The sequence below is a fragment of the Pandoraea sp. PE-S2R-1 genome, from assembly GCF_002179865.1.
Classification (GTDB): domain Bacteria; phylum Pseudomonadota; class Gammaproteobacteria; order Burkholderiales; family Burkholderiaceae; genus Pandoraea.
The window spans coordinates 1-434 of sequence record NZ_NGUR01000043.1; the positions used below are offsets into that span (position 1 = coordinate 1).

1 protein-coding gene is annotated in these 434 nt (G+C 61.8%); it reads right to left on the reverse strand.

Annotation, left to right across the window (positions count from 1 at the left end; genetic code table 11):
• Nucleotides 1–434 (reverse strand): MaoC family dehydratase (locus CDV44_RS26950; RefSeq protein WP_087691672.1); only part of this gene is annotated, 434 nt, incomplete at both ends.

The window sequence follows — 434 nt, forward strand, 5'->3', positions numbered from 1 at the left end:
ACGCGCTTCAGATAGAGCCCCGTTCCCCGGAACCGGCACACTTCTTCGCCGTGCTGGTTCGTGGCTGTCCAGAGCTGGCGCACGATACCGCGATCGGGACGGCTCTTCGAAGCGCGCACTTCCAGCGTGCTGCTCGTCACCGTAATCGTGTCCCCCGGACGCACCGGCTTGAGCCACTCGATTTGCTCGACACCCGGCGACCCCATGCTCGCCGAGCGCGAGAGCAGCTTGTCGACGTTCATCCGCATCATGATGCTGCACGTGTGCCAGCCGCTGGCCACCAGTCCGCCGAAATGGGACTCGCGACCGGCCAACTCGTCGACGTGAAACGGCTGAGGATCGAATTGCCGGGCAAAGTGCACGATCTCGTCTGCCGTGAACGTGTATTCGCCCAGATCGAAGGTGTCACCTACTGCAAAGTCTTCGAAGTAATA